General features: G+C 70.3%; 8 protein-coding genes. 6 read left to right on the top strand and 2 right to left on the bottom strand.

The annotated features are described in order from the left end of the window. The first annotated feature begins 131 nt into the window (after positions 1–131). The 6 genes from I5E_RS13740 to I5E_RS22820 all read left to right on the top strand — a co-directional run bounded on the left by I5E_RS13740 (position 132) and on the right by I5E_RS22820 (position 5,675). Positions 132–1,370: a glycosyltransferase family 4 protein gene (locus tag I5E_RS13740; protein ID WP_042723891.1), complete on the top strand. Its 1,239-nt coding sequence runs from the start codon at positions 132–134 to the stop codon at positions 1,368–1,370. A 77-nt stretch (positions 1,371–1,447) separates the two neighbouring features. Continuing rightward, on the top strand, positions 1,448–1,897 hold the full coding sequence (sdhC, locus tag I5E_RS13735) for a succinate dehydrogenase, cytochrome b556 subunit (protein ID WP_083857977.1): 450 nt from the start codon (positions 1,448–1,450) through the stop codon (positions 1,895–1,897). Between the two features lie 11 nt (positions 1,898–1,908). After that, a complete protein-coding gene (gene sdhD / locus I5E_RS13730; protein WP_022907494.1) occupies positions 1,909–2,355 on the top strand; it encodes a succinate dehydrogenase, hydrophobic membrane anchor protein in 447 nt (148 codons plus the stop codon). Positions 2,356–2,437: 82 nt separating this feature from the next. After that, on the top strand, positions 2,438–4,231 hold the full coding sequence (sdhA, locus tag I5E_RS13725) for a succinate dehydrogenase flavoprotein subunit (RefSeq protein ID WP_022907493.1): 1,794 nt from the start codon (positions 2,438–2,440) through the stop codon (positions 4,229–4,231). A gap of 1 nt (position 4,232) precedes the next feature. Further along, a complete protein-coding gene (locus tag I5E_RS13720) occupies positions 4,233–5,006 on the top strand; it encodes a succinate dehydrogenase iron-sulfur subunit (protein WP_022907492.1) in 774 nt (257 codons plus the stop codon). A gap of 24 nt (positions 5,007–5,030) precedes the next feature. Next, the gene (locus tag I5E_RS22820) at positions 5,031–5,675 is read left to right on the top strand and encodes a TNT domain-containing protein (protein ID WP_022907491.1); all 645 of its coding nucleotides are present in this window, start codon (positions 5,031–5,033) and stop codon (positions 5,673–5,675) included. A gap of 141 nt (positions 5,676–5,816) precedes the next feature. Here the strand turns inward: I5E_RS22820 and I5E_RS26020 are convergent, their stop codons facing one another. Together I5E_RS26020 and I5E_RS13705 are read right to left on the bottom strand one after the other, a co-directional pair. Beyond that, positions 5,817–6,545 carry a DUF805 domain-containing protein gene (locus I5E_RS26020; RefSeq protein ID WP_022907490.1) on the bottom strand — a complete coding sequence of 243 codons (729 nt, stop codon included), beginning with the start codon at positions 6,543–6,545 and terminating at the stop codon, positions 5,817–5,819. 147 nt (positions 6,546–6,692) lie between these two features. Continuing rightward, positions 6,693–6,971: a DUF4190 domain-containing protein gene (locus I5E_RS13705; RefSeq protein ID WP_022907489.1), complete on the bottom strand. Its 279-nt coding sequence runs from the start codon at positions 6,969–6,971 to the stop codon at positions 6,693–6,695. Positions 6,972–7,281: the final 310 nt, after the last annotated feature.

The raw sequence follows: 7,281 nt of genomic DNA, 5'->3' as shown, positions 1-7,281 counted from the left end.
GCAGCCGGCCCGCCCGTCGTGCGCCGCGCTTCCCGTCCACCCGCGGGGGCGGCTGTTCACCGCCTGCGTGCCGGGCGTTCACGTCGGCGGCCCCGACGGGGACACACCCGGGGCCGAGCATGGGCATCGCCATGAACGCACGCAGCGTGGAGCGCGGCACGTCCCAACGGACCGTCGCCGTCGTGACCGAGAGCTTCCTGCCCACCCTCAACGGCGTCACCACCAGCGTCCTCGCGGTGCTGGACCACCTGGAACGCCGCGGTCACCGCGCGGTCGTCATCGCGCCGGACACCCCCGGCATCGCGCAGTTCCGCTCGCGGACGCAGGTGGAGCGCTACCGCTCGTTCGACGTCCACCGGGTGCCGGCGGTCGCGTACCGCCAGTTCCCGGTCGCACTCCCCCACCCGGTGCTCGACACGATCCTCGCCGCCTCCGGCGCCGACGTGCTGCACGCCGCCAGTCCGTTCCTGCTGGGTGGACGCGCCATCACGGCGGCCGGGAGGCTCGGCATCCCCTCCGTCGCCGTCTTCCAGACCGACGTGGCCGGGTTCGCCCGCCGCAACGGCCTGACCGCGACCGTCCCGCTGGTGCGGAAGATCCTCGGGCGCATCCACGCCGGCGCGTCGCTGACGCTCGCGCCGTCGAGCGCGACCGCGGCGATGCTCGCCGAGGACGGCGTCCCGCGGGTCGCCCGCTGGGGTCGCGGCGTCGACACCGACCTGTTCCACCCGGCGCGGCGCTCCTCGGCGCACGTCCGGGCGCTCCGGCGGCGGATCGCCCCGCGCGGCGAGACGATCGTCGGGTACGTCGGGCGGCTCGCACCGGAGAAGGAGGTCGAGCGGCTCGCCGAGCTCGGCGGCGTCCCGGGGATCCGGATCGTCGTCGCCGGCGGCGGTCCGTCGCGGGCGATGCTCGAACGACGGCTCCGGCACCTCGACGTCACCTTCACGGGGCCGCTGCGCGGCGACGCCCTCGCGGACGCCTACGCCGCCCTGGACCTGTTCGTGCACACCGGTCCGGCGGAGACGTTCGGGCAGACCCTGCAGGAGGCCCACGCGAGCGGCCTGCCGGTCATCGCACCCGCGGCCGGCGGCCCGGTCGACCTGGTCGCCCCCGGACTCGACGGCGACCTGTACGACCCGGACGAGCCGCAGGCCCTCCGCCGCGCGGTGCTCGCCCTGCACCACGACCGCGCCCAGGCTGCCCGGATGGGCTCCGCCGGACGGCTCCGGGTCGAGGGCACGACGTGGGAGGCGGTCGGCGACCAGCTGCTCGGCCACCACGACACGGCCCGCACGATCGGCGCGCCGCCCGCCGCGACGCGAGGTGCCCGGACCGGTTGGCACGAGAAGGTCAGCGCACGCGCATAGGATGGACGTGTTCCACACGAACACGAACGGCAAGGGCTCGCCGATCGGGCGAGCCCGTCCTATGGGAGGACGAGCTCATGGCCGAGCAGACCGGAGGGGGTACGGCGACCGCCGCACCCCGGGTGACGATCGATGCGCCGCGCGCTTCTCGGACACCGCAAGGGACCCTCTACCGGGGCTCGACCGGTATGTGGTCCTGGGTCCTGCACCGCATCACCGGTGTGGCGATCTACTTCTTCCTGCTGGTGCACATCCTCGACACCGCCCTCGTGCGGCTGTCCCCCGAGGCGTACAACGCGGTCATCGGCACGTACAAGACGCCGATCATGAACCTCGGTGAGATCGCCCTCGTGATGGCGATCGTCTTCCACGCGTTCAACGGGCTCCGGATCATCCTCGTGGACTTCTGGTCGAAGGGCCCGAAGTACCAGCGCGCCATGTTCTGGATCGTGCTCGTCCTCTGGGCGATCGCCATCGCCGGCTTCCTGCCGCGCCAGCTCATGAACCTCGTCGCGGACTTCAACTAGGGGGCATCCGGATGACCACGCAGACCATCGAGCCCCCGCGCTCCGCAGCAGCAGCCCGTCGCACCACCAACTGGGAGAAGTGGGGCTGGATCTACATGCGCGGCTCGGGCGTCCTGCTCGTCGTGCTGATCTTCGGGCACCTCTTCGTCAACATGGTGGCGGGCGAGGGCGTCAAGCAGATCGACTTCGCGTTCGTCGCCGGCAAGTGGGCGTCGCCGTTCTGGCAGGTGTGGGACTCGCTCATGCTCGTCCTCGCGCTGATCCACGGGTCGAACGGCATGCGCACGATCGTCAACGACTACGTGTCGAAGCCGGGCATCCGCAAGACCCTGCTCGTCGCGATCCTCGTCGCCTGCGTCGTGCTCATCGTGCTCGGCCTGCTCGTCTGCTGGACGTTCGACCCGTGCCCCGCCGGTGCAGCCGCCGCGGACCTGCCGTCGTTCTGCCCCGCGCAGTAATCCCGCCGACCGCAGCCGCGACCCCCTACTCGCCCGCCGTCCACTCCCCCGACGGCGCGGCCACCACCCCGGAAAGGCCCCAGTGACCGAGACCACCGTTCACCACCACCAGTTCGACATCGTCATCATCGGCGCGGGCGGTGCCGGCATGCGTGCCGCCATCGAGGCCGGCCCGAAGGCGAAGACGGCCGTCATCTCGAAGCTGTACCCGACCCGCTCGCACACCGGTGCAGCGCAGGGCGGGATGGCCGCGGCGCTCGCGAACGTCGAAGAGGACTCGTGGGAGTGGCACACCTTCGACACGATCAAGGGCGGCGACTACCTGGTCGACCAGGACGCCGCCGAGATCCTCGCGAAGGAGGCCATCGACGCGGTCATCGACCTCGAGAACATGGGTCTGCCGTTCAACCGCACGCCCGAGGGCAAGATCGACCAGCGCCGTTTCGGCGGGCACACGCGCGACCACGGCAAGTCCCCCGTCCGCCGCGCCTGCTACGCGGCCGACCGCACGGGCCACATGATCCTGCAGACGCTGTTCCAGAACTGCGTGAAGCTCGGCGTGAACTTCTTCAACGAGTTCTACGCGCTCGACCTCATCATGGTGGACGTCACGGGCGACGACGGCGTCACCCGGAAGCAGCCCGCCGGTGTCGTCGCCTTCGAGCTCGCGACCGGCGACCTGCACGTCTTCCACGCCAAGGCGATGATCTTCGCCACCGGCGGCTTCGGCAAGATGTACAAGACGACCTCGAACGCGCACACCCTCACCGGCGACGGCGTCGGCATCGTGTGGCGCACCGGTCTCCCGCTCGAGGACATGGAGTTCTTCCAGTTCCACCCGACCGGGCTCGCGGGCCTCGGCATCCTCCTGACCGAGGGTGCCCGAGGCGAGGGCGCGATCCTCCGCAACGCCTCGGGTGAGCGGTTCATGGAGCGCTACGCCCCGACGATCAAGGACCTCGCACCCCGCGACATCGTCGCCCGGTGCATGGTGCAAGAGGTCGCAGAGGGCCGCGGCGCGGGTCCGAACAAGGACTACGTGCTGCTCGACTGCACGCACCTCGGCGCCGAGGTGCTCGAGACGAAGCTCCCGGACATCACCGAGTTCGCCCGCACCTACCTCGGTGTGGACCCGGTCGTCGAGCCGGTGCCCGTCATGCCGACCGCGCACTACGCGATGGGCGGGATCCCGACGAACGTCAAGGCCGAGGTCCTGTACGACAACACGACCGTCGTCCCCGGGCTCTACGCCGCCGGCGAGTGCGCGTGCGTCTCGGTCCACGGCTCGAACCGACTCGGCACGAACTCGCTCCTCGACATCAACGTCTTCGGCAAGCGCTCCGGCAACAACGCGGCCGAGTGGGTCAAGACCGCCGACTTCCTGCCGCTGCCCGAGCACCCGGAGCAGGCCGTCAAGGACATGCTCGACCAGCTCCGCGCATCCACCGGCACCGAGCGCATCGCCGTGCTGCGCAAGGAACTGCAGGACGAGATGGACAAGAACGCGCAGGTGTTCCGTACTGACGAGTCCCTGGCCCGCGTCACCGAGACGATCCACACGCTCCGGAACCGGTTCATGCAGGTCTCCGTGCAGGACAAGGGCAAGCGTTTCAACACCGACCTGCTCGAGGCGGTCGAGCTCGGGTTCCTGCTCGACCTCGCCGAGGTCGTCGTCTACTCGGCCCGCAACCGCAAGGAGTCCCGCGGCGGCCACATGCGCGACGACTACCCGAAGCGCGACGACGAGAACTACATGCAGCACACCATGGCGTACCTGACGGGCGATCCGCACTCGTCACTCGCCGACGACCACATCACCCTCGACTGGAAACCAGTCGTCGTGACGCGGTACCAGCCGATGGAGAGGAAGTACTGAGATGACCGACACCCTGGTCTCCGACGCACCCCGCACCGACACCGTGCAGGACGCCCCTCCCGGATCGTTCTCGGTCACCCTGATCATCCGGCGCTTCGACCCTGACGTCGACGACGAGCCGCGCTGGCAGGACTTCGACGTCATGATGCTGCCGACCGACCGCATCCTCGACGCGCTGCACAAGATCAAGTGGGACCAGGACGGCTCGCTGACCTTCCGTCGCTCCTGCGCCCACGGTGTGTGCGGTTCCGACGCGATGCGCATCAACGGCCGCAACCGGCTGGCCTGCAAGACCCTCATCAAGGACCTCGACGTGTCGAAGCCGATCTACGTCGAGGCGATCAAGGGGCTGCCGCTCGAGAAGGACCTCGTCGTCGACATGGAGCCCTTCTTCAAGTCCTTCCGCGAGGTCCAGCCCTTCCTGCAGGCGAGCTCGGCACCGGAGAAGGGCAAGGAGCGCGTGCAGTCCGTCGCCGACCGTGCCCGCTTCGACGACACCACGAAGTGCATCCTCTGCGCCGCGTGCACGTCGTCCTGCCCGGTGTTCTGGACCGACGGCCAGTACTTCGGCCCCGCGGCGATCGTCAACGCGCACCGGTTCATCTTCGACTCGCGCGACGACGCTGCCGACGTCCGGCTCGACATCCTCAACGACAAGGAGGGGGTCTGGCGCTGCCGCACCACCTTCAACTGCACCGACGCCTGCCCGCGCGGCATCCAGGTCACGAAGGCCATCTCCGAGGTCAAGCAGGCGATCATGCGAGGGAAGGCATAGGTCGCACCCGGTAGGCTCGCGGCCATGACGTTCGCGGAGACCCGCCCCATCCTCGACCAGCTCGGCTACACGATCCGCTACGTGCAGCTCCCCGGAGAGACCCTGCACGAGCCCCCGGTCGAGGGAGCACTGCGGGTCGTGCCGGTCGAGGGTGCCGGTGACTTCGCCCTCGAGGTCGTGGACTACGGCACCGCCCGGCGTCTCGCGACCGCCCGCGGCGAAGCGGATGCCGTCGAGATGCTCCGGCGGTTCCTCAACCGTCCGTTCCCGGCACCGAAGGACATCCCACGCCACGAGCTCGACGGGCTGCGCGACCGGGCGGCGTCCACGTACCCGCAGCTCGCGCAGCAGGTCGCGCAGGCGGGCGAGCAGGGGCTGACCATCCAGATCCCGGCGGGCGTGCCGGTCGACCGGATCGGCGGCCCGGACGGCTACCTCCTGCACCCCCTCGACACCCCGCTGCCGCAGCGGTCACTCCCGCCGCACGTGGCCGGGTCGCCCGAGACGCACCGCTACCTGGTCGAACGGCCGTTCCTCGTGACGGTCCGGTTCGTCCAGCCCTGGTTCGACCAGCCCGGAGGCGCGCTGCGCTTCCAGACGGCGGATCCGTCGGTCACGGTGCGCGACCTCGTCGTGGACGGTTCGCTCTCACGCCTCCGCGTGGTCTGATCCGCGTCACCTGATCCACGACTGCCGCGCCGCTCCCGCAGCACGACTGCCGCACGACGAAGCGGCCCGCACCCTCCGGTGCGGGCCGCTTCGTCGTGCGGGTCGCTTCGTCGTGCCGACCGCGTCGTCGTGCTGCTCGGACTACCCGAGGTCCGGTCGGTCGAACCGCGCACCCGCGGGGTTCGACTCGAGGACGCCGAAGACGATCGCCGCGACGTTCACGAAGATGCCGATGAGCCAGAACGGGCCGGCGAGGTTCGCGTCGTGGACCCGGCGCCATCCGAGCGCGATGTTCGGGACGAGGGTGCCCAGCCACCAGATGCCGTACAGGCCGAGGAACACGAACGCGATCGGGGACGGCGCGGCGTCACCCGACGGGTTGCCGTAGGCGTCGACCCGTGTGCTGCTGACGAGGGAGCCGATCAGCACCGCGTAGAACCCGCCGAACAGGACGATCGTGACGATGGCGTTGGCGAGGATCCAGTACCAGAACTCGCTGCGGCTGGCCCGCCCGTCGAACCGGGCGTACTTCGCGAAGAAGCGCTTGAACGCGTCGAGGAACCCGATGCCGTACCAGGGGGCCCACAGCGGCGGGACACCGTCGGGGCCGACCGGGACGTGCTGCTGCGGCTGGTAGGGCTGCTGAGCGTACGGCTGCTGGCCGGGCTGTGCGTACGGCTGCTGAGCGTACGGCTGCTGGCCGGGCTCGCCGTACGGCTGCTGGCCGGGCTGGCCGTAGGGCTGCTGGCCGGGCTGGCCGTAGGGCTGCTGGCCGGGCTGGCCGGACGGCTGCTGGCCGGGCTGGCCGGACGGCTGCTGGCCCTGCGGCTGGTGTCCGTCCGGGTTCTGCGGTGGGTACTGGTCACTCATGGGTCCCCCTGTGTGTCGGCTCGAGTACGGAAGAGAGTCAACCAGACCGACGCCCCGTCGTCCGTCCCCGTCGCCCGTCCCCGTCGGACGGCGAGGCGGCCCGCTCCTCGGGAGCGGGCCGCCTCGGGTCGAGCTGGAGCGCGGTGATCAGTACCCGGTCGTCGTGCCCATGTTCGCCGCGGCCGAGGCGAACACGATGATCGAGATGATGCCGAAGACGATCGACAGCGCGGAGATGATGACCCCGGCGAGCGCCAGGCCGCGGCCGCGCTCACCCGTCTTCTTGATCTGGGTCAGCGCGATGATGCTGACGACGAGCCCCGCGATGTTCACGACGAACGCGAGGATGAACCCGACGATCGCGAGGACGCTGTAGCGGTCGGAGGCCGGAGCGGGGGCGGACTGGTAGGGCTGGGCGTTGGTCATGTGGGATCCCCTCGGTGGTGTGACGTGCTGGACGCTGCCGGGCGCAGTGCCCAGCGCTCCCGACCATATCGATCGAGCGCGCCTCGGGTTACCGCGTGACGACCCCCGATCAGGGGACGCGCACGCTCGTCGCCGCCGCTCGGAGCCCGGACGGTGTCGACTCCGGGTGCTCAGCCGCGATCGGGTCGGTCGTACTGCTGCCCCTGCGGGACCGTGGCGAGCAGGCCCACGATGAGCGCGAACAGGACGCCGATCGGCGGGATGATTGAAAACTGGGCGAAGTCCCCGCTGAGGTTCACGTCGTGCAGGC

Origin of the sequence: Curtobacterium sp. B18 (genome assembly GCF_000333375.1) — a bacterium.
Classification (GTDB): domain Bacteria; phylum Actinomycetota; class Actinomycetes; order Actinomycetales; family Microbacteriaceae; genus Curtobacterium.
The sequence above is the reverse complement of the archived record's forward strand: the minus strand, read 5'-3'. Positions and strand labels throughout refer to the sequence as shown.

What these genes read in the sequence shown, in the direction of transcription:
- I5E_RS13705 (WP_022907489.1), bottom strand. Translation starts at nt 6,971, where the DNA reads ATGACCAACGCCCAGCCCTACCAGTCCGCCCCCGCTCCGGCCTCCGAC.
- I5E_RS13720 (WP_022907492.1), top strand. Translation starts at nt 4,233, where the DNA reads ATGACCGACACCCTGGTCTCCGACGCACCCCGCACCGACACCGTGCAG.
- sdhD (WP_022907494.1), top strand. Translation starts at nt 1,909, where the DNA reads ATGACCACGCAGACCATCGAGCCCCCGCGCTCCGCAGCAGCAGCCCGT.
- I5E_RS13740 (WP_042723891.1), top strand. Translation starts at nt 132, where the DNA reads ATGAACGCACGCAGCGTGGAGCGCGGCACGTCCCAACGGACCGTCGCC.
- I5E_RS22820 (WP_022907491.1), top strand. Translation starts at nt 5,031, where the DNA reads ATGACGTTCGCGGAGACCCGCCCCATCCTCGACCAGCTCGGCTACACG.
- sdhC (WP_083857977.1), top strand. Translation starts at nt 1,448, where the DNA reads ATGGCCGAGCAGACCGGAGGGGGTACGGCGACCGCCGCACCCCGGGTG.
- I5E_RS26020 (WP_022907490.1), bottom strand. Translation starts at nt 6,545, where the DNA reads ATGAGTGACCAGTACCCACCGCAGAACCCGGACGGACACCAGCCGCAG.